Raw genomic sequence first — 20401 nt, forward strand, 5'->3', positions numbered from 1 at the left:
GCCTGCTACCTTTGAAAGGTATAATTATATTAATTAGGCAACAAATTTACTATGATGTCGATTATATACCGCCCGTGACTAAAAAGTGCTTTTTTTATGAAAAGTATTGATAAAAAGTTATAGCAAAGTGTTACTAGCAAAATAGTTGAAATGAATTAATGGCAAGATCAAATTATATTACCCGTGAAGGCTACCAAGTTCTTGATGATGAGCTTAAATATTTGTGGAAAGATGAACGGCCAAGGATCACTCGTTCTGTATCTGAAGCTGCAGCGCAAGGCGATCGAAGCGAAAATGCAGAATACATATACGGCAAAAAACGCTTACGTGAGATTGACCGTCGAGTTCGCTTTCTTTTAAAGCGTCTTGAGGATTTAACCATTGTATACCCAGAAAAACAGCAAGAAGGCAAAGTCTTTTTCGGCGCCTGGGCAACATTAATTGACGAAGACGATAATACTGTGTGCTATCGCTTGGTAGGCCCCGATGAATGGGATGTCAAAAAAGGTGAAATTAGTATTGATTCACCAATGGCACGAGCACTTATAGGTAAACGGGTTGATGATGAAGTTGTAGTGAAAACGCCAGAAGGTGAACGAGTTTTTGATGTGGTGGCGATTTCTTATAAACGACCAGACTAAATATTGAGGATTGTTAAAGGGGCGACTATCATTCATAACTTGTAACAAACTAATTTAGAAAAAATAAACAAAGCGCTTTTGCATTTAATGCTAAGTGTTTATAGTCAAAGAAGTTTAAATTATTACTGAGGCTTAATATGGGTCAGGAAACGCCGAAAATTTTAGTGGTCGATGATGATATGCGCTTACGTTCATTGTTAGAGCGCTATTTAGTTGAACAAGGATTTGTTGTACGCAGTGCGGCTAATTCGGAACAAATGGATAGGTTACTTGAACGTGAGAATTTTCATCTGCTTGTTCTTGATTTGATGTTGCCAGGTGAAGATGGTTTATCTATTTGCCGTCGTTTACGCCAAGTAGAGAATGAAATTCCTATTATTATGTTAACGGCTAAAGGCGATGAAGTTGACCGAATCATTGGTCTCGAATTAGGCGCCGATGATTATATGCCGAAGCCGTTTAACCCACGTGAATTGTTAGCACGAGTAAAAGCTGTATTAAGACGTAAAACCCAAGAAGCACCAGGTGCGCCTGCACAGAGCGAAGAAGTTATTGAGTTTGGTGAATTTTCATTAAATCTTGGTACCCGCGAAATGCGCAAAGGCGACTTAGTGATGCCACTTACCAGTGGTGAGTTTGCGGTATTAAAATCTTTGATTACTCACCCAAGAGAGCCGTTATCGAGAGACAAACTGATGAACCTGGCCAGAGGTCGAGATTATTCAGCATTAGAACGCTCAATTGATGTGCAAGTCTCTCGTTTAAGACGCATGCTTGAACAAGACCCTGCTAATCCGAGATACATACAAACGGTTTGGGGTTTAGGTTACGTCTTTGTGCCAGATGGGCAAAACCACGCCTAACCGCTGTTGAATAGATAATGAAGATATTGCCACGCAGTGCGTTTGGCCAAACAGTATTGTTAATCGGTTTTTTATTACTGATTAATCAGGTTGTGTCTTATTTATCTGTGGCAATTTATGTAATCAAACCAAACCTAGAACAAATTAATCAGCTATTAGCTAAGCAAGTCAAAGTCGTGTTTATTGACGGTGGCAACGCAAAGTTTAGTCCGCAAATGGCAGAGGCTTTTCACAAAGAAACTGGCATTGGTGTATATCGTCAAGAAGATGCTCTTATTCTCGGCTTAGCTGACGCTGATTACTATCCATACTTATCCATGCAAATGGGTGAACTGCTCGAAGGTGAAGCAGAAGTTCGTATTTCTCAAGGTGATGAATATCTGTTTTGGATAAGGCCGCCTCAGGCACCGAATCTATGGGTGAAAATTCCTTTACACGGCTTGGATGACGCAAGCTTTTATCCACTTATTTTCTACCTAGTACTTATTGGCGTGCTTAGTGTCGCCGGTGGTTGGTTATTTGTAAGGCAGTTAAACCGTCCACTTAAAGCACTACAAAAATCAGCAATTGATGTCGGTAAAGGCAAGATTCCTGATCCATTAACCGAGCAGGGCTCCACGGAAATTGTCGCGGTAACACGGGCGTTTAATCATATGTCTAAAGGCATTAAACAGCTTGAAGCCGATCGCAGTTTATTAATGGCCGGTATCAGTCATGATTTACGTACGCCGTTAACCCGCATTCGTTTAGCCAGTGAAATGATGTCAGAGGATGAAGATTATCTCAAAGCCGGAATCGAAAATGACATAGACGATATGAATTCCATTATTGATCAGTTTATCGACTATATTCGCCAAGACATGATGGAAAAGTCACAACCAGCGGACCTAAATGCGATGATTGAGGAAGTCGTTAATGTTGAAGCAATTGACGATAAGCAAATTGATCTTAAATTGGTACCACTTGATGATATTCCTTTAGTCGTTCCGGCAATGAAGAGAGTTTTAGCGAATTTGATTCAGAATGCGTTTAAGTATGCTAATACAGATATAAGTATTCGTTCTGGTATCGATAAAAAAGCTAATGTCGCTTTTTTTACTGTGGCTGATAATGGACCGGGCATTGCTGAAGATGATATAGAACGATTATTTGAACCATTTACTCAAGGTGATACTGCTCGCGGTGCGGTAGGTAGTGGTTTAGGCTTGGCTATTGTAAAACGTATTGTTGATGCACATGGCGGTAATATCAGTTTAAAGAACCGAGTAGAGGGAGGGGTGAATGCTCGGGTAGAGTTACCATTAAATTAATAGAAGTATACTTGGTGAATAGAAAATATTTACAAAAACAGCAAAACAATTTAAACCAATAATTAAAAATAAAACCGCTCTAGAAAGTTCTCGTGATAAGGCACAAAATCCAATCGCCGACACAATTTGTAATGCTTTACCGATCATTACGCCTTGAAAAATACCAAACTCATAAGCTAAAAAGCGAATGATTTTGTTCGCTTCTAAAGCGATTGAACCATTGATCATAAAGTTTAATGTCGACACATAATCTAAAACAATAGTTAACAAAAGGATAAACCAAAGCAATCGGTATCTCTGCAATGAGAAAAACAGATTTCTTGTTAGAGCGACATTCTGGTTAAGTATGGTTACAGTCATTGTTTATGTTGTCGAATTAACTTCCATTCGTGATTTATATTAACGCGATGGTGTGGATGTGAATATAAAGTTCCTTTGGCAATTGCCAGATAGTTCAACAGTACTCCTAAAAACTAAAAGGACTTTAAAGTTTAGGATCAAATACTAATTTTTCCACTTTTAAATGACAAATTTTAAGTAGAGCTAAAACTATTACTCCCTGTAGTTTTGGCATACCCAGCATCCTGTTGGCGTCGCTCTTCTTGACGTATAAGGACATATTAATGCAGTGATCACATGGATGTGAAAGAGCTGTCGTCCCTGAAGCCGCGACATACCTACTTCCGTGTAGGCGTCGCTCTTCTTCGTCTCTGAAGCCGCGACATACCTACTTCCGTGTAGGCAAAAAAATCCAAGAGCATGCTCTTGGATTTTGTTTTTTCTGCGTTGGCAGTTAACTGTCGTTATAAAGTTATAACGATGGACCTGCAGCAACTAACCCTGCACCGTGGTCGTTATCTGTAAATTTCTCAAAGTTATTTACGAAACGTTTAGCTAAGTCTTCAGCCTTGTTGTTCCATTCTGACGCATCACCGTATGTATCGCGTGGGTCAAGAATGTTTGAATCAACACCTGGAAGTGCTGTTGGCACACTTAAGTTAAACATTGGTAAGGTATGTACTTCTGCATTATCAATTGAACCGTCTAAGATGGCATCGATAATACCGCGTGTATCTTTAATTGAGATACGCTTGCCAGTTCCATTCCAACCAGTATTTACTAAGTATGCTTCTGCGCCAGCGTCAGTCATACGTTTAACTAATACTTCAGCGTATTTAGTTGGGTGAAGGCTTAGGAATGCCGCACCAAAACAGCTAGAGAAAGTAGGCGTTGGCTCAGTGATGCCACGCTCTGTACCTGCTAGTTTCGCAGTAAAACCTGATAAGAAGTAGTACTCAGTTTGTGCTGGCGTTAATTTAGCAACAGGTGGTAAAACACCGAATGCATCAGCAGTTAAGAAAATAACTTTCTTTGCGTGGCCTGCACGTGATACTGGCTTAACAATATTGTCAATGTGGTGGATAGGGTAAGAAACGCGAGTATTCTCAGTCTTGGCGTTGCTATCGAAATCAATTACGCCATCTTCTCCAACCACAACGTTTTCTAATAATGCATCACGGCGAATCGCATTATAGATGTCAGGTTCGTTTTCTTTGCTAAGGTTAATTGTTTTAGCGTAACAGCCACCTTCAAAGTTGAAGATACCATTGTCATCCCAACCATGCTCATCGTCACCAATTAACTCACGCTTAGGATCCGTAGAAAGTGTTGTTTTACCAGTACCGGATAAACCAAAGAATACTGCAGTATCGCCGTCTTTACCAACGTTAGCGCTACAGTGCATTGACGCGATACCCTTAAGAGGTAATAGGTAGTTCATCATTGAGAACATACCTTTTTTCATTTCGCCGCCGTACCAAGTACCACCAATTAACTGCATTTTTTCAGTTAAGTTGAAAGCCACGAAATTCTCAGAATTTAAGCCGTGTTCCTGCCAATTCTGGTTGTTAGTTTTAGCACCGTTCATTACCACGAAATCAGGTTCGTATGAGTCAAGTTCAGCGTCTGTTGGACGGATAAACATGTTCTTAACGAAATGTGCTTGCCATGCTACTTCAGTAATAAAGCGCACTTTAAGACGAGTGTCTTCATTTGCACCACAGAATGTATCAACAACAAATAAACGTTTGCCTGATAACTGCTCTGTCACTAAACCTTTAATGTGATCCCATGTTTCAGGAGTCATTGGTTTGTTATCGTTTTTACCTTGATCTGACCACCACACGGTATCACGTGAAGTATCATCGCGAACGATATACTTATCTTTTGGAGAACGGCCGGTAAAAATACCTGTATCAACAGACACTGCACCTAGTTCAGTTACGGTACCTTTTTCAAAACCAGATAGACCGGCTTTGGTTTCTTCTGCAAACAGAAGGTCGTATGAAGGATTGTAAACAATCTCAGTTGTGTCACTAATACCATATTGCGACAAGTTGATAGTTTTCGCAGTAGTCATTTTCACAAGCTCCGGGATGTGATTAGAGTTAATACTCTATGGTCAAGGTTAATTTGGTGAATAGTAACGAAATTGTTGCAAAATTAAAAGTAAAAAGTGGTATGTTATGAAAGTTTTTACATTAACTTTCATAAGGGTTACAGAATTGAACCAATCAGGGATAAAAAATCGTTGTTAAATCAACGAGAAATTATCCCTTAATAACAAATTAATGTTGGGCTTTCGGTGTTAACAAAGGTGATAAAGTCGCTTCGTCAAAACGGTATTGAGTAAGGCAAAAATCACAAGTCATATTGAAAGCTTGATGCTCACTTAGATGCTCTTTAATGCCGTCAACTCCTAGATTGGCAATTGCAGATAAACACTTGTCTTCGCTACAGCCACAAACAAAGCTCACTGGCTGTGGCTCAAACATCATTACTTTCTCTGCATGGTATAAACGATATAGTAGGTCGTTTGCATCAAGATTGAATAACTCTTCGGCTTTAATTGTCGAAGTTAATTGACTGATATGATCAAAATCGTTGAGTTGTTGTTCTTTATCGTCAGAGTCGGGAACAACTTGTAGCAAACTACCACCAGCTTTAGCCTGCTCAGCATCAGCGAATAACCAGATTTTGGTATCAAGTTGTTCTGAAGTGCTAAAGTAATGTTCCAGACATTGCGACAAAGAATCACCTTCTAGTGCTACGATACCTTGATAACGTTCACCTTTATCAGGGATTATAGTAATAATCATATTCGCTTTGCCAAGAAGGTTGTTTAAAGAATCTCCAGTTAATTCTCCGTCTATTTTGGCAACACCGCGCATTTGTTGTTGATGATCACCGTTAATAACTGCATATTTGACTGGACCATCACCTTGAAGTTGTACCGAAATTTCACCCTCAAATTTCAATGTTGCTGTTAACAAGCAAGTGGCGGCCATCAATTCCCCAAGAAGTTGGCTTACCGCTGCTGGGTAATTATGATTGCTGATAATTTGTTTATAGCTTTGATCAAGCTGAACTAATTCGCCTCGAGCATGTAAGCCTTCAAAAAGGTATCGGTTTAAAACATCGCTGCTAGTGGTCACGGTCTAATTCCTTTCTTTAAATTGTCGAAGTTGTCGACGTTGTTTTTTGTCTGGCTTGGTATCTGAAGCAGGGCTTAATAAGATACCTTGGCGCCTAGCTAATGCCGTTTTTTCTCGAACTTCGACACTACTTTCTGTTTCTTGGTATAGGGTTTGCGCAAACGTCGCATCTCTGCGCCTATCTGCTAAGCCAATAATAATTACTTCTCGTTCATCAAAGCCTTGACGAATACGGATTTTATCACCCAAGTTTACCATTTTACTAGATTTACTGCGTTGGCCATTGTAAAACACCTTGCCGCCATCGATCATCTGCTTGGCAATAGCGCGAGTCTTGTAAAAACGAGCGGCCCATAACCATTTGTCTAACCTTACCGGTTCAGTTGTTCCATCAGCGCCATTGGTGCTTTTTTTAGCTTGCTGTTTCGTCATAAAGTTGTCCAAAAATAATTGCGCGAAAGTTATCACAATGAAGCCAGTTTCGCCAGTTCACTTTGTGAACAGAATGTAAACCATTAAAATAAGTCGAAAAAAAAGCCATTTCTAACTTGTTGATGGCCGCTAGCTCAAGTATTATCGTGTGCAAGAAATATATATATCAATCAATTTAAGTTGTAAAAATAGTCATGGATATCGCTTCAATTACAGTTCAGTTACAGGTCTTGTGGCGCAAAGTGCCTCAACAGGCCTTAACGCACGGCTTAATTGTAGTGTTAGCTAGCTATATTGCCTATTTGTGTGCTCAATTTACATGGGCTTTAGTACCTGAAGCAAAAGTAGTCATGCCGGTGATATCGAGCGCGACTAATGTAAATGCTAACAGCACTAGTACGGTCAATACATCGTCGCTTAAATCACTGAATTTATTTGGACAGTATAATAGTAAGCCGGTGGTTGCGCCTAAGGTTGAAACAATTAAATCTGCTCCAGAGACGAAACTTAAACTGACTTTAGCAGGTTTAGTTGCCTCGGATGATGCTCAAATCGCTGCAGCGATTATCGAATCTAAAGGGCAACAAAATACCTATGGTATTGATGATCGTATCGAAGGTACACGCACAACATTAAAGCAAGTACTTAATGATAGAGTCATTATCGAAACATCAGGTCGAATGGAAACATTAATGCTTGATGGTTTTGATTATACGTCAATGGCTGAAGTTCCTGGACAGCAAGGGGTTGTTAAAATACCGAAAGTGGTTAAAAAACCTAAAACCAATAGCCGCTTTGATGCAGAACGAGCAGCGCGACTTAAAGAACGTGTGAACAAAGCGAGAACTGACATTCTCGATAATCCAGCTAAAATTACTGATTATATAAAGATTTCTCCTAAACGAAGAAATGGTAAAGTCTATGGCTATCAATTGATGCCTAGTAAAGACCCTGAATTCTTTGAAGGTGTAGGGTTAATACCTGGAGATGTCGCAATACAAATTAACGGCAAAGATTTAACCGACATGCGAGAAGCTCAGCAAGCGATGATCGAATTAAAGTCGGCAGAACAAATTGACCTATTGATAGACCGTGATGGTGAAACACACAGTATTTCAATGGGAGTGAATAATTAATGGAGAGTGTAATGCGCCCAAGTTTTAGCGCAAAATCAGTAAAACGTACATTAGTGAATGCACTGATGGCGATGTCAATGGCGTTAACATTAGCTGTTACGTCGGCTTCGGCAGCACAATATTCACCTAATTTTAAAGGTACAGAAATTACTGAGTTTATTAATATTGTTGGTAAGAACCTTAAAAAGACATTTATCGTTGATCCTAAGGTTCGCGGTAAAATAAACGTTCGTAGTTACGATCTTTTAACAGAAGAACAATACTTTCAATTTTTCCTAAACGTTCTTGAAGTATATGGTTTTGCCATTGTTGAAATGGAAAACAATGTCATCAAAGTTATTCCAAATAAAGATGCGAAAAGCGCTTCAATCCCTGTAGTTGGTGATGAAAATCCTGGCGTTGGTGACGAAATGGTTACCCGCGTTGTCGAAGTTAAAAATGTGTCTGTGCGTGAACTTTCACCTTTGCTTCGTCAGTTAAGTGACCAAGCCGGTGGTGGTAACGTAGTTCACTATGAACCATCAAATGTAATTATGCTTACCGGCACTGCTGCCGTAGTTAACCGCTTAGTGAATATTATTACTCGAGTTGACCGTGCTGGTGACCAAGGTGTTGAAATTGTTAAATTGAAGTTCGCATCAGCGGGTGAGATGGTTCGTATTATTGAAAATATCAATAAACCAACATCAGGCAAGGCCGACACGCCAGCATTCTTAGTACCCAAAATTGTTGCTGATGATAGAACAAACTCAGTCATCGTCTCAGGTGAAAGCCAAGCGAGAGAGCGAATTAGAAAGCTTATTGAGCGTTTAGATAGTGAATTAGAAACTTCAGGTAACACCCGCGTTTATTACCTAAAATACGCAAAAGCCAAAGATCTTGTTTCAGTACTACAAAGCGTAAGTGAAACAATGAAGAGTTCAATCTCAGGCTCATCAAGCAAATCAACATCAAAGGCCAGTCGCAGTACATCAAATCGTGATATCTCAATTGAGTCTCATGACGATACCAATACCCTTGTTATTACCGCTGAACCGGATATGTTGCGTTCATTAGAGGGCGTCATTCGTCAATTAGATATTCGTCGCGCACAAGTTCTAGTCGAAGCGATTATTGTTGAAGTATTTGAATCAGACGGTGCGCAACTTGGTGTGCAATGGTTCCATGAAGAAGGTGGTTTTACTCAATTTAATAACGGAGTTGTGCCAATATCTAACGTTGCTGCTGGTGCAATTGCTGCGGAAGGTGAAGAAGGTAATACCGTAACCACTATTGATGGCAATGGTAATCCGGTAACCACTAAGAATCCAGATACAGATGGTGATTACACCATTCTAGCTCAATTGCTAGGTAATGTAAGCGGTATGATGTTTGGTGTGGTAGAAGATAACTGGGGCGCAATCGTGCAAGCAGTAAGTTCTGATGTCAATTCAAACATATTAGCAACGCCGTCAATTACCACTTTAGATAACGAAGAAGCTTACTTTATTGTTGGTCAAGAAGTGCCAATTATTACTGGCTCTGCGACCGGCAGTAACAATGCAAACCCTTTCCAAACGGTAGACCGTAAAGAAGTTGGTATCAAATTAAAAGTCACACCACAGGTGAACGAAGGTTCAGGTGTACAGTTGACGATCGAACAAGAAGTATCGTCGGTTAGTGGTGCGACTGGTGTTGATATTGCAATCAACAAACGTGAAATCAAAACCACGGTAATGGCCGATAATGGCGCAACAATTGTACTTGGTGGTTTAATCGATGAAGACGTACAAGAAAGCCAACAAAAGGTTCCGATCTTAGGTGATATTCCAATCATTGGTGCACTGTTCCGTTCGACTAGTTCGACAACACGTAAGCGTAATTTAATGGTGTTTTTACGTCCGACGATTATTCGTGATGGTCAGTTGATGGAAGCTATTTCGAAAGAAAAATACAACTATATGCGTGCAGACCAATTGCGCAAACAAGAAGAAGGCTTAGCGTTAATGGAAGACGCAGTATTGCCTCTGTTACAAGATTGGAATGACGATTTAGAGTTACCGCCTACGTTTGACGATTACATGGAAGAACGTGCCGTTGAAAAGTTGACTGAAGAAGACGTACAACCAGTTGATGTTGAAGAAGATGGTAGTAATGAGCAGTAATGACGTAACGGAGTTGCCATCAGGTGCAGAACAGCAGGATGCCGAATCTGCCATTGAACAACTTAAGGCCCAATCAGATTCTACTCATAATGACGTGACGCCTGCGCAAATAGAAAGCGACGATGAAGAGCTTTCTATGCAGCCGTTTCAATTGCCTTTTGGTTATGCCAAGCGTCATAACGTTTTGGTTGAGTCAGGTGATGATGGCCTAACGTTGCATGCAACCGCGGGCTTAACTGCAGAAGTACTTTTAGAAGTTCGTCGCTTTTTAGGCCAAGGCTTTGCGATGCAAAGTCATGGCGCTGATGAATTTGAGTTGTTATTAACCGAAGCGTATCAGCGTAATTCATCTGAAGCTAAACAGATGATGGAAGACATTGGTAATGAGGTAAATCTGTATTCTTTAGCCGACGAAATATACGAGTCTGAAGATTTATTAGAAAACGAAGATGACGCGCCGATCATTAAACTGATTAATGCGATGCTATCTGAAGCGATTAAAGAAAGCGCGTCTGATATTCATATAGAAACCTTTGAACGAGTACTGAAAATACGCTTCCGTGTTGATGGCGTGTTACGTGAAGTTTTAAAGCCAAATCGTAAACTAGCATCTATGTTAGTGTCACGTATCAAAGTCATGGCAAAGCTAGATATTGCCGAAAAGCGTATTCCACAGGATGGGCGTATTTCTCTTCGCATTGGTGGTCGCGCAGTTGACGTTCGTGTATCGACGATGCCATCAAGCCATGGCGAACGTGTAGTATTGCGTCTTCTTGATAAAAACGCTGCGCGTTTAAACCTACAAGATCTAGGCATGACCGACGCAGGTCGCAAAAAATTCACTAACGTGATTTCAAAACCGCACGGTATTATCTTAGTTACCGGACCAACTGGTTCAGGTAAATCTACAACGCTTTATGCAGGCCTTACTCAGATTGATGCGAACGAGCGCAATATTTTAACGGTTGAAGATCCAATTGAATTTGCTATTGAAGGTATAGGTCAAACACAAGTAAATACAAAAGTAGATATGACCTTTGCTCGCGGTTTAAGAGCGATACTACGTCAAGATCCAGATGTGGTAATGGTAGGTGAGATCCGAGATCTTGAAACCGCACAAATTGCTGTGCAAGCAAGTTTAACCGGTCACTTAGTTTTATCTACGTTACATACCAATACCGCGGCAGGTGCGATTACTCGTTTAGAAGATATGGGCGTAGAACCATTCCTATTGTCATCAAGTTTGCTTGGTGTACTTGCCCAGCGTCTTGTACGTACAGTATGTAAAGAATGTCGTGAAAGTCACCTTCCATCTGAAGAAGAAGCAAAACTATTAGGTTTGCCAGTTGATACTGAGCAACAAATTTATCGTGCGAAAGGTTGTTCAATTTGTAACTTTATGGGCTATCGAGGCCGTACAGGTATCCATGAGTTATTAGTTGTTGATGATGATATCCGAACTATGATACAAAACAACGAAGGTGAGCAAGCGATTGAGAAATTCTCTCGTCATGTTACACCTAGTATCCGCCAAGATGGTTTCGATAAAGTAATCGCTGGTTATACGACGTTAGAAGAAGTTCTACGTGTAACTAAGGAAGACTAATATGGCGGCGTTTGATTATCAGGCTGTCGATAGCCGCGGCAGAAACAAGAAAGGCGTAATAGAAGCTGATACAGCGCGTCAGGCACGTAGTATGTTACGTGATCAAGGTCTTATGCCGATGGAAGTTACTCCGTCGTTAGCAAAGGCTATCAAAGAGTCTAATCGTAAAGGCTTTGGTGCTAGCAAGATATCTGCGTCAGAACTTGCCCTTATTACCCGTCAATTAGCCACCTTAGTTGAATCTGGATTGCCATTAGAAGAGTCGTTAATGGCAGTTGCCGAGCAATGTGACAAAGACAAGCAAAAGTCGATGATTATGTCGGTTCGTGCCAAGGTAACCGAAGGTTATGGTCTGGCAGAGTCAATGGCAGAGTTTCCTAGTATTTTTGATGACTTATACCGCTCTATGGTTGCTGCAGGTGAAAAGTCAGGTCATCTAGATAACGTCTTAAACCGTCTTGCAGATTACACCGAACAACGCCAACACATGCGCTCGCAGCTAATCCAAGCCCTTATTTATCCAATTATAATGACCATAATTGCGGTCTCCGTTATCGTCGTATTATTGGTTGCTGTGGTGCCTAAAATTGTTGGCCAATTTGATCATATGGGCCAAGATTTGCCCGGTACTACGCAATTTCTAATTGGCATGAGTGATTTCCTGCAATCTTATATTCTATGGATTATTGCACTTTTTGTTGTTGCGATGGTCTTATTTAAACAGATGATGAAAAAACCGGCGTTTAAGATGATAGTGCATAAACGATCGTTATTTATGCCAATGCTAGGAAAGATCACCTTAGGCTTAAACACCGCGCGTTTTGCTCGCACATTATCAATACTTACCGCAAGTTCGGTGCCGCTATTGGAAAGTATGAAAATTGCTGGTGAAGTACTGACCAATATTCATATTAAAGAAAAAGTGAATGAAGCAGCCGATAATGTACGAGAAGGCGCAAGTTTGCATGCATCTTTGAAACAAACAAAATTATTTCCACCAATGATGATGCACATGATTTCATCGGGTGAAAAATCGGGAGAATTAGAAAACATGCTTGGCCGTAGTGCCGATAACCAAGATCGTGAATTTGAAGCCATTGTGAGCATATCACTAAAGGTGTTTGAACCGGCTCTTATGGTAACGATGGCAGGTGTGGTACTATTTATAGTAATGGCGATTATTCAGCCAATACTGCAGTTAAATACAATGATATAGGTGTAGAAAATGAGAAATAAACAACATAAGTCAGTAAAGGGCTTTACGCTACTGGAAGTCATGGTTGTTATCGTAATTCTAGGTATTTTGGGTTCTTTAGTTGTACCTAACCTTATGGGTAACTTGGACAAAGCGAAGGTTCAAAAGGCGATTTCAGATATTTCTGCTTTAGAAACAACGTTGAAGTTATATAAAACTGACAACAATCGTTACCCAACGACGGAGCAAGGGCTTGAAGCATTAGTAGAGCAAACAGACATAGAACCTTTGCCGAAACGTTTTCCGTCAGACGGTTACTTATCATCACTACCAGTTGATCCTTGGGACAATGAGTACATTTTAATTAGTCCAGGTGAATTTGGTAAAATTGATGTTTTTAGTGCCGGTGAAGATCTTGAACCAGGTACTGAAGATGATATAGGTAACTGGAATTTAAATGAGTGGCGTTCAGGTGAAAAACAACTTGTTGAATAACAGATTTTAAGTTCATTAACGGTCTGAAAATCTATTGATATTAAACAGCACAAACGAATCGTTTGTGCTGTTTTTGCTATCACGGTTAGGTAAATGTTAAAAAGAAGTAACGGTTTTACATTGATAGAAGTGATGTTGGTAATGGTCATTATCGGCCTCATTGTATCTGCGATTGTACCTAACATTACTCGAGATTCTATTGCTGATGTACTAGAAGAGAAAACCCGATTATTTCAACAACGTTTCTACCTAGCCAGTGAATATGCATTACTTAATAACATCGAACTTGGTCTATATGTAGAAGAAAATACCTACCAATTTCTCGGCTTTGATGGTGTAAGGTGGGTACCAGTTCCTGATGTTGAAGGTTTTAGTAGTGAGGTTTTCGATGAACCATTCTTTATTAGCCTTGAATTAGATGACTTGCCAGTAGATGAGCAAATGATGCTGGATAATTCGGCCTATGAAGAGTATGCCGATGAGCAAGGTATCGACGACGAAGAGAGTGAAGACGAGCCCGTATACCCACAAATTTATATTTTGTCTGGTGGTGACATCACACCTTTTAAATTGACGCTTGGTTATGATGATGATTTTGACACACCAGTAATGTACGAAGTAACTGGTTTGTATACGATTCCATTAGAGGTTGAAGGACCTATTTATGATGAAATTCGCTAATCAACATAAAGGCTTTACCTTACTTGAAGTTTTACTAGCTTTAGCTGTATTTGCTTTTGCCGGCACAGCCTTGCTTAGTAGCACAGGCAACACTTTGCTGGGTACCTCACATATTGAACGCGTAACATTGGCACAGTGGATAGCATCAAATCAATTGGTCGAAGCCAATTTAGACCAAAACTGGCCGCCGAAAAAGGCCAGTGGCACAGTCGAGTTAGCCGATCGAGATTGGTATTGGACTCAGACTATTACTGCGACTGAAGATAAGAATATGCGACATATTAATGTTGCGGTATTTGAAAATGAAAGCGATGAATTTTCTATTGCCGATTTGACTTCTTATGTTAGTAATCCAAAGGCCTCTAAATAATGAAAGTTAAAGGATTTACGTTATTAGAAGTACTGATTGCTATGGCCATATTCACTATGATTGGCTTGGCAACCACGTCGTTTTTGACCACCATTATCGCGACATCTGAGAAAAACCAAGAGCGCAGCGACAAACTTAATGAATTACAGCGCGCGTTTTTGGTGATGGAGCGTGACTTTACCCAGATGACAATGCGTACGGTGCGTTTAAATGGTGAAGCACCTAACGAATCTTTTATCTATACCAATGAATCAACTTATTCATCGAATACCCATGGTATTGCGTTTGTCCGCCAAGGCTGGCGAAATCCTGGTTTATTATTGCCACGTAGTGATGTGCAAGCGCTTGCTTACCAACTTGAAGAGGATACTTTAAATCGTTTGCATTATAACTTCGTCGATTCTGTTGTTGGTGAAGAGCCGAAGATTCGACCTTTATTGACTGGCGTCGATAAAGTTGATTTCGAATTTTATAATGGCAAAAAATGGGTCAAAGAGTTACCGAAAGAAGGTTTACCATTAGCCGTTGCGATTGAAATCGAACTCAAAGAGTTCGGGTTAATAAGACGTCAATTTTTAGTACCTGGAACAGTACAAGCGCCATCAACTGATTTAGGGCTGGGCGAATAAATGACTTCCTTTAATGCTATCGCTAAACAAACCGGCGTCGCTCTTATCACGGTTATGTTGGTTGTTGCTTTTGCTGTGGTCATTGCAACTAAGATGAGCGGTAGCTTAATGTTCCAGTTGCAACGTGCTGAAAATATAAATTCCAACCAGCAAGCTTATTGGTACGCAATGGGAGCTGAAGCGTTTGCAAAGACAGTATTAACATTATCTTTTAAAGAAAAGGATGATAAAACTGTAACTCACCTCGGCCAACCATGGGCTTCAGGTGAAACAAGCTTTCCGGTAGAGCTTGGTGAAATAAGCGGCGAAATAAGCGATTCTCAATCTTGCTTTAATCTAAACTCTTTGATTAATTCCGACCCGAGTATGCTCAAGAGCAATAATGAATTAGATACCGGTGGTGACAATGAAGATGATGAGCAAAATGGTAATTCAGGAAAGGGTAATAACAATAACCCGCCTCCAGCAGAGAACGACAAACCAAATTCCAAGGTAATTAAGAATGTTGCCAAACAGTCGTTTATTGAGTTGATCATTTTACTTAATATTGATGGTGTAGGACAATTTGAAGCTGAATCTATGGCCGAAGCATTATATGATTGGTTAGATGAAGACTCTTCCATCGAAACTGCCGGTGGTGCCGAAGATGATGATTATTCGGCTCGAGAATTTCCGTATTTAGCGGGTAATAGCAAGCTTGCTAGTATTAATGAGCTAAGATTAATAGAGCATTTTACGCCAGCAGCAATATTTGCTCTGAAAGAACATGTATGTGTTATCCCTAACTCAGCGGATCATAAAATTAATATCAATACCATTGATCCAGAAAAACCAGAGTTATTACAAGCACTGCTCGGCGGTGTTGACCAAAGCGTTGCGGAAGATATTTTTTCAGAACGCGGTGAAAAAGGCTTTTCAAACCTGAGTGATTTTTATAGCATCAGTGCTGTAAGTGGGTTAGAGAATTTTGAACAGTTAAAGAAACAATTTGTAGTCGATAGCAGCTATTTTAAGTTAACGACCAAGACATCATTTAACGATAGCTACTTTAGTATGAATTCAATCATGAAAATTAATAAAGATGAGACCATAACAGTGATCTCTAGAAGTATCGGAGCCGAATAATGAAAGAAACGTTATATATTCGGATTTCTAGTCAGGAACAAATGCCTATTCAATGGCTAATTGCCGCTGATCTGCAAAGTGACGAGCTCGCTAGCGGCGAATTAGCGAATAAAGGCGAACTAGTCAGTCTTGCCGAAAAGGCTGAAAACCGTGACGTCGTGGTGTTAGCCGACAGCGCAAACATCGGTATTTATTCTCTAAACGTGCCGGGTAAATCTGATCGAGTGATGCGCGCGACCATACCTTACACTCTTGAGGATGATTTGGCAGAAGATGTGGAATCACTATTCTTTGCTTATGCTAATAAGCCAAAAGACTATCGAGGCAACAACAATAACTTTTTTACGGTAATTGCTCACCAACAAATGGAGTTGTGGTTATCGTGGTTTAAAGAAGCAGGTATTGCTGTTAAAACCATGATCCCAGATGTTCTCACTTTACCTCAGATAGATAACAACCCTGCAATGATTTCATTAAACCAGCAGTGGTTGGTTAGGACCTCTAGCTGGGGTGGCTTTAATATTGATAATGATTTTGCTGAATTAGTGCTCGCTCAAAAACTCGCTCAAAAACTCGCTCTAACTCAACAAACTAAAAATAGCGAACAAGAATCAGAGCAACCAAATAACGACGCTGATACCACAACCGGCTTGTTATCAACATGCATTGTTGATTGTTATTCACCACAAGAATTTGTCATTGAAGATGTTGAGTTTAATAGCCAAGCCGAGGAACTCCCTTTACTGTTGATGGCAAGAGGTGCAGCTAATCAAGCGATTAACTTATTGCAAGGTCAATACCTGGTAAAAGACGAACGCTCACCAGTGATAAAAAATTGGTTGTGGGTAGCTGGCGTTGCAGCGGTTGCGTTGACGTTAAATATTGTTGGTAAAGTTATCGAAATTAGTACACTCGATAATAAAATTGCACAAGTTAACGAGTCAATTGAAGCGAATTATAAAAAGGCTTTTCCGCAAACCAAAAGAGTTCGTTTATCGACACTAAAAAGAACATTATCACGAGAAATTGAAAACTCGGGTGGCGGCTCTACTACCAGTGGTATGTTAGCTATGATGGCGCAAGTCCAACCAGCTTTCTCACAAGTACCTAACTTGAAACCTGAATCCGTTCGTTTTGACGGCAAACGGTCAGAGCTTAGGTTATCTGTTACCGCAAATGATTATCAAAGCTTTGAAAAGTTTAAGAGCATTCTAGAAGATTCAAGCTTAACCGTAACCGTAGGCGCTCAAAATAACCAAGGTGACAAAGTTACCGGCTCATTTAGTATTAGGAGTAACTGATGCAAGACTGGTGGCAAGGATTAAACTCAAAAGAACAGAAATTAGTCGGATTTGGATCGATATTTGTCGTAATAATATTGTTTATTATGCTGGTATGGGTGCCATTGAATGACAGTATCGAAAAATCAAAATTGCAGTTGAAGAAACAGCAAGATCTAGCTGTTTGGATCAACGAAAACTTAGCAACATATAAGCAAGTCAAACGCAGTGGCGGTACTAAAAAAGCAACGGGAAGTTTAACCAGCATTGTTAATACTTCGGCGAAAAGCTTAAAAATTACTTTGGCCCGCATTCAGCCGCAAGGAGATGACCTGCAAGTGTGGGTTGATGAAGTATCATTTAATGTTTTCTTATCCTGGCTTGAAGACTTAACTAACAAAAAAGGCTTGAAAATAGTGGCAGCGGATATTGCTCTAGGCTCATCGCCTGGTACTGTGAAAGTTAGACGATTACAACTGACGAAGGCTTAACATAATGAATATTAAAGCAGTTAAAAAATATTCGGCATATAGCGCAGCATTTATCGTGCTGTACCTATTCTTTGTCGTTGTTAGTGCTCCAGCAGATAAAATTATAAGCAAGATCCCTTTACCTAAAGGAGTGGTATTGAGTGGAGTCACGGGCTCTGCTCTTTCGGGAAACATTGCTAAAATATACTTACAAAATAAAACCATAACTGATGTAGATTATTCTCTCAGCATCATGTCGTTAATTATGCTTGACCCAAAAATTGAGATTAATTTAAGAGATAAAGTCAGTGGTGCCGTAGGCAAATTTTCAGTATCAAATTTGGCTGAAGAAAATGTAAAGATAACGAACGTTACGATAGCCGCACCGGCATCTAAAGTTGTGCCTATGCTAAACCTTCCGATCGACTTGAATGCGAAAGGCATACTTAATATAAAGATGGATGAATTCATTGTTGGCAAGCCAATATGTAGTAATGTTGTTGGTACTATGGTGTGGCAAAAAGCACTGATTAACCCTGCAGGAGATGATGCTGAACTTGGCGATATAAAAGCCGCGTTAAGTTGCGAAAACGGTATGGTTGTCGCCAAGATTGATCCTCAGAACAGTTTAGGGCTAGAGCTTACCGCAACAGTGCAAAGTAGAACTCGAGTTAGCGCTGTTGGCTTTTTATTGCCAGGGCAGGAGTTTCCAGCGACGCTTAAACCAATGCTAGACTTTATGGGCAGACCAGACAGTCAAGGTCGCTACAATATCCGTATGTAGTCCTGATTAATAGAATAAAAAAACCACCTCATCAGGTGGTTTTTTGTTATTAGGCTAACGAATAATTAAATCTTATATCAATGTATCAACATGCTATTACAACAGTCGTGGGTGAATGGGGGGATTTAATTCACTTGGTAATTGTTTTAAATGGGCAACTTTAACTAGGCTTTCCGTTATGAAGTTACTAAATATGCCGTCTACGCCAAGGCGATGCAATTCAATAATATCTTCTTCACCATCGACAGTGTATACATACACTTTTAAACCTCTTTGGTGTGCGTCCTTTACAAACTCATAATTGACAAAGTCGACATCAATATGGACGCTATAGGCGTTTAATTGTTGCGCAAACGCGGCGTAGTCTATTGGACAACTTGCGGTCAGAGCACCCGTTTGAAACTCCGGTCGAATAGATTTTATTTCAAACAAAAGGTGATGATTGAATGACGAAAATAAAAATTGATTATAACTAAAACCATAGCATTGAACAGCGTGGTCTATAACCTCTAATAAAGGTATTACAGTTCGGTCTGCCTTAAGCTCAATATTTACCAAACATTGACCATGAATGGTTTGTAAAACTTCATCTAATGTCGGTATTTTTTGGCCTTTACCGGCATCAAGCTTTCTTATTTGTTCAAAACTTAAGTCAGAGATCCTGCCAAAGCCGTTGGTGGTTTTATGCAGCCAACGGTCATGAATAACAATGAGGTGACCGTCAGCAAGGTGGACGTCAATTTCTATCGCATCAACCTGAGTTAACAGTGCTTTTTCAATAGCAAGAATGGTATTTTCGGGTTCGTAGCCGCTAGCGCCTCGATGTGCAAATACCAACATAAAACAAACCTTACTTTACGACGCTTGCATAAGGTTGGCCAAGACGAGTCACTGTTTCAGGACCGTCGCCTTCAGTAAATTCAATTGTGTTAGCAGGGAAACAACATACTGTTGTTGAGCCTAATTTGAAACGACCCATTTCTTCCCCTTTTTCAAGGAAAATGGCTTCTTTTCCATCTGCTGGGTAACTCCAGCGTTTAACTTTATTATAGCTCTTAGATGGCGCAATGGTGCCCGCCCAAACAGTCTCAATACTAGCAACGATAGTAGCACCAACTAATACGAGTGCCATTGGGCCAATTTCAGTATCAAAAATACAGACAACACGTTCATTACGAGCAAATAAATTCGGTACATTCTGAGCGGTTAATGGATTCACTGAAAATAAGTCACCAGGAACAAATATCATTTCTCTTAAGGTGCCGGCAATCGGCATATGGATACGATGATAATCTTTTGGCGCTAAATAAATTGTAGAGAACTTTCCGCCTTGAAAAGGGGCCGCAGTTTCGCTATCGCCACCAAGTAAAGTCTCAAGAGAATAATTGAATCCCTTTGCTTGGATAATTTGATCGTTGACGATATCGCCTTGCTGTGAAATCGCGCCATCTACTGGGTAACATATTTCTTTCGCATCGGGATTGATAGGTCGAGCACCATCAACTAATTCGCGAGTGAAAAAGTCATTAAAGGTAGTAAAGTCACTCGCATTTTGTAATTTCGCTTCACTCATATCAATGCCATATGCTTTGATAAAACGGCTAATAGCGAATTTAGTTAAGAATCCCGCTTTTGCGCCAGCAAATTTGCCTACTAAACGAGATAATCCATGCTTCGGCATGGCATATTGTAATGCGATTTTTAAGTTATCAAGTGACACTAAATTTTCCTTTCAGGTTTTAATTG

General features: G+C 40.1%; 21 protein-coding genes. 15 read left to right on the top strand and 6 right to left on the bottom strand.

Annotation, left to right across the window (positions count from 1 at the left end):
- The first annotated feature begins 158 nt into the window (after positions 1–158).
- From greB to envZ, 3 genes are all read left to right on the top strand, one after another.
- Positions 159–641, top strand: a complete 483-nt coding sequence (greB, locus tag LT090_RS00450) for a transcription elongation factor GreB (RefSeq protein WP_068546235.1) — start codon at positions 159–161, stop codon at positions 639–641.
- Positions 642–778: 137 nt separating this feature from the next.
- Positions 779–1504, top strand: a complete 726-nt coding sequence (gene ompR, locus LT090_RS00455) for an osmolarity response regulator transcription factor OmpR (RefSeq protein ID WP_068546234.1) — start codon at positions 779–781, stop codon at positions 1502–1504.
- 17 nt (positions 1505–1521) lie between these two features.
- Positions 1522–2814, top strand: a complete 1293-nt coding sequence (gene envZ / locus LT090_RS00460; protein ID WP_068546233.1) for a two-component system sensor histidine kinase EnvZ — start codon at positions 1522–1524, stop codon at positions 2812–2814.
- Here the strand turns inward: envZ and LT090_RS00465 are convergent.
- From LT090_RS00465 to hslR, 4 genes are all read right to left on the bottom strand, one after another.
- Entirely contained in the window at positions 2806–3084 is a 279-nt protein-coding gene (locus LT090_RS00465) for a hypothetical protein (protein WP_157726620.1), read from the bottom strand. The genes envZ and LT090_RS00465 overlap by 9 nt on opposite strands.
- A gap of 541 nt (positions 3085–3625) precedes the next feature.
- A complete protein-coding gene (gene pckA, locus LT090_RS00470; protein WP_068546231.1) occupies positions 3626–5233 on the bottom strand; it encodes a phosphoenolpyruvate carboxykinase (ATP) in 1608 nt (535 codons plus the stop codon).
- A 208-nt stretch (positions 5234–5441) separates the two neighbouring features.
- On the bottom strand, positions 5442–6308 hold the full coding sequence (gene hslO / locus LT090_RS00475; RefSeq protein ID WP_068546230.1) for an Hsp33 family molecular chaperone HslO: 867 nt from the start codon (positions 6306–6308) through the stop codon (positions 5442–5444).
- Between the two features lie 3 nt (positions 6309–6311).
- Entirely contained in the window at positions 6312–6740 is a 429-nt protein-coding gene (hslR, locus tag LT090_RS00480; RefSeq protein ID WP_068546229.1) for a ribosome-associated heat shock protein Hsp15, read from the bottom strand.
- A 194-nt stretch (positions 6741–6934) separates the two neighbouring features.
- Between hslR and gspC the strand changes: the two genes are divergently transcribed.
- The 12 genes from gspC (at position 6935) to LT090_RS00540 (ending at position 18655) form a co-directional block, all read left to right on the top strand.
- A complete protein-coding gene (gspC, locus tag LT090_RS00485) occupies positions 6935–7876 on the top strand; it encodes a type II secretion system protein GspC (RefSeq protein WP_068546228.1) in 942 nt (313 codons plus the stop codon).
- A gap of 11 nt (positions 7877–7887) precedes the next feature.
- A complete protein-coding gene (gspD, locus tag LT090_RS00490) occupies positions 7888–10020 on the top strand; it encodes a type II secretion system secretin GspD (RefSeq protein WP_068546296.1) in 2133 nt (710 codons plus the stop codon).
- Positions 10010–11626 (top strand): type II secretion system ATPase GspE, encoded by a 1617-nt coding sequence (gspE, locus tag LT090_RS00495; protein ID WP_082897145.1) that lies wholly within the window; start codon positions 10010–10012, stop codon positions 11624–11626. Before gspD ends, gspE begins: the two co-directional genes overlap by 11 nt.
- A 1-nt stretch (position 11627) precedes the next feature.
- On the top strand, positions 11628–12842 hold the full coding sequence (gene gspF, locus LT090_RS00500) for a type II secretion system inner membrane protein GspF (protein ID WP_068546227.1): 1215 nt from the start codon (positions 11628–11630) through the stop codon (positions 12840–12842).
- Between the two features lie 9 nt (positions 12843–12851).
- Complete coding sequence (gene gspG / locus LT090_RS00505) at positions 12852–13316, top strand: type II secretion system major pseudopilin GspG (protein ID WP_068546226.1); 465 nt, start codon at positions 12852–12854, stop codon at positions 13314–13316.
- A gap of 93 nt (positions 13317–13409) precedes the next feature.
- Entirely contained in the window at positions 13410–13997 is a 588-nt protein-coding gene (locus LT090_RS00510; RefSeq protein WP_068546225.1) for a type II secretion system protein, read from the top strand.
- A complete protein-coding gene (gene gspI, locus LT090_RS00515; protein ID WP_068546224.1) occupies positions 13981–14367 on the top strand; it encodes a type II secretion system minor pseudopilin GspI in 387 nt (128 codons plus the stop codon). The genes LT090_RS00510 and gspI overlap by 17 nt, the downstream gene beginning before the upstream one ends.
- Entirely contained in the window at positions 14367–14996 is a 630-nt protein-coding gene (gene gspJ / locus LT090_RS00520; RefSeq protein ID WP_068546223.1) for a type II secretion system minor pseudopilin GspJ, read from the top strand. The genes gspI and gspJ overlap by 1 nt, the downstream gene beginning before the upstream one ends.
- Positions 14997–16121, top strand: a complete 1125-nt coding sequence (gspK, locus tag LT090_RS00525) for a type II secretion system minor pseudopilin GspK (protein WP_068546222.1) — start codon at positions 14997–14999, stop codon at positions 16119–16121.
- Positions 16121–17422, top strand: coding sequence for a type II secretion system protein GspL (gspL, locus tag LT090_RS00530; RefSeq protein ID WP_068546221.1), 1302 nt, complete (start codon positions 16121–16123; stop codon positions 17420–17422). Before gspK ends, gspL begins: the two co-directional genes overlap by 1 nt.
- Complete coding sequence (gspM, locus tag LT090_RS00535; RefSeq protein WP_068546220.1) at positions 17422–17892, top strand: type II secretion system protein GspM; 471 nt, start codon at positions 17422–17424, stop codon at positions 17890–17892. Before gspL ends, gspM begins: the two co-directional genes overlap by 1 nt.
- A 4-nt stretch (positions 17893–17896) precedes the next feature.
- Positions 17897–18655: a type II secretion system protein N gene (locus LT090_RS00540; RefSeq protein WP_068546219.1), complete on the top strand. Its 759-nt coding sequence runs from the start codon at positions 17897–17899 to the stop codon at positions 18653–18655.
- A 96-nt stretch (positions 18656–18751) separates the two neighbouring features.
- Here the strand turns inward: LT090_RS00540 and LT090_RS00545 are convergent, their stop codons facing one another.
- Together LT090_RS00545 and asd are read right to left on the bottom strand one after the other, a co-directional pair.
- Complete coding sequence (locus LT090_RS00545) at positions 18752–19495, bottom strand: glycerophosphodiester phosphodiesterase (RefSeq protein ID WP_068546218.1); 744 nt, start codon at positions 19493–19495, stop codon at positions 18752–18754.
- 10 nt (positions 19496–19505) lie between these two features.
- Positions 19506–20375: an archaetidylserine decarboxylase gene (asd, locus tag LT090_RS00550; protein ID WP_068546217.1), complete on the bottom strand. Its 870-nt coding sequence runs from the start codon at positions 20373–20375 to the stop codon at positions 19506–19508.
- Positions 20376–20401 lie beyond the last annotated feature (26 nt).

Source organism: Thalassotalea crassostreae (assembly GCF_001831495.1).
GTDB lineage: Bacteria > Pseudomonadota > Gammaproteobacteria > Enterobacterales > Alteromonadaceae > Thalassotalea_A > Thalassotalea_A crassostreae.

What these genes read in the sequence shown, in the direction of transcription:
- greB (WP_068546235.1), top strand. Translation starts at nt 159, where the DNA reads ATGGCAAGATCAAATTATATTACCCGTGAAGGCTACCAAGTTCTTGAT.
- ompR (WP_068546234.1), top strand. Translation starts at nt 779, where the DNA reads ATGGGTCAGGAAACGCCGAAAATTTTAGTGGTCGATGATGATATGCGC.
- envZ (WP_068546233.1), top strand. Translation starts at nt 1,522, where the DNA reads ATGAAGATATTGCCACGCAGTGCGTTTGGCCAAACAGTATTGTTAATC.
- pckA (WP_068546231.1), bottom strand. Translation starts at nt 5,233, where the DNA reads ATGACTACTGCGAAAACTATCAACTTGTCGCAATATGGTATTAGTGAC.
- hslR (WP_068546229.1), bottom strand. Translation starts at nt 6,740, where the DNA reads ATGACGAAACAGCAAGCTAAAAAAAGCACCAATGGCGCTGATGGAACA.
- gspC (WP_068546228.1), top strand. Translation starts at nt 6,935, where the DNA reads ATGGATATCGCTTCAATTACAGTTCAGTTACAGGTCTTGTGGCGCAAA.
- gspD (WP_068546296.1), top strand. Translation starts at nt 7,888, where the DNA reads ATGCGCCCAAGTTTTAGCGCAAAATCAGTAAAACGTACATTAGTGAAT.
- gspE (WP_082897145.1), top strand. Translation starts at nt 10,010, where the DNA reads ATGAGCAGTAATGACGTAACGGAGTTGCCATCAGGTGCAGAACAGCAG.
- gspF (WP_068546227.1), top strand. Translation starts at nt 11,628, where the DNA reads ATGGCGGCGTTTGATTATCAGGCTGTCGATAGCCGCGGCAGAAACAAG.
- gspG (WP_068546226.1), top strand. Translation starts at nt 12,852, where the DNA reads ATGAGAAATAAACAACATAAGTCAGTAAAGGGCTTTACGCTACTGGAA.
- LT090_RS00510 (WP_068546225.1), top strand. Translation starts at nt 13,410, where the DNA reads ATGTTAAAAAGAAGTAACGGTTTTACATTGATAGAAGTGATGTTGGTA.
- gspI (WP_068546224.1), top strand. Translation starts at nt 13,981, where the DNA reads ATGATGAAATTCGCTAATCAACATAAAGGCTTTACCTTACTTGAAGTT.
- gspJ (WP_068546223.1), top strand. Translation starts at nt 14,367, where the DNA reads ATGAAAGTTAAAGGATTTACGTTATTAGAAGTACTGATTGCTATGGCC.
- gspK (WP_068546222.1), top strand. Translation starts at nt 14,997, where the DNA reads ATGACTTCCTTTAATGCTATCGCTAAACAAACCGGCGTCGCTCTTATC.
- gspL (WP_068546221.1), top strand. Translation starts at nt 16,121, where the DNA reads ATGAAAGAAACGTTATATATTCGGATTTCTAGTCAGGAACAAATGCCT.
- gspM (WP_068546220.1), top strand. Translation starts at nt 17,422, where the DNA reads ATGCAAGACTGGTGGCAAGGATTAAACTCAAAAGAACAGAAATTAGTC.
- LT090_RS00540 (WP_068546219.1), top strand. Translation starts at nt 17,897, where the DNA reads ATGAATATTAAAGCAGTTAAAAAATATTCGGCATATAGCGCAGCATTT.
- LT090_RS00545 (WP_068546218.1), bottom strand. Translation starts at nt 19,495, where the DNA reads ATGTTGGTATTTGCACATCGAGGCGCTAGCGGCTACGAACCCGAAAAT.